Source organism: Cellulomonas sp. GbtcB1, from assembly GCF_019091725.1.
In the GTDB taxonomy this organism is placed as follows: Bacteria; Actinomycetota; Actinomycetes; order Actinomycetales; family Cellulomonadaceae; genus Cellulomonas.
Genome location: NZ_JAGXJG010000410.1, coordinates 1 through 246, shown reverse-complemented (window position 1 = coordinate 246; position 246 = coordinate 1). Strand labels below are relative to the sequence as shown.

The window sequence follows — 246 nt, the reverse complement described above, 5'->3', positions numbered from 1 at the left end:
GGCGCCCAACACCGGCAGGCACACGACGAACGCGGGGAAGATGCTCGCCACCCGCTGCACCAGGTACGTCGAGAGCGGGTTGCGCCAGCGTGAACCGGTGATGAGGTAGCCCCTGACCGCGAAGAACCCGAACACGGCCCAGCCGCCGAGGTTCTCGCCGTCGACGTGCGGGCCAACGCCGCGCCCCGAGATGTAGTAGGCGTGCGCGTGCAGCACCAGGACCGCGAGGCCGAGTCGGACCACGTT

The 246-nt window shown here is 69.9% G+C and carries 1 pseudogene; it reads right to left on the bottom strand.

Annotated elements, in window-relative coordinates:
- Nucleotides 1-246, bottom strand: a pseudogene (locus tag KVT14_RS20865) (hypothetical protein); the annotation flags it as partial.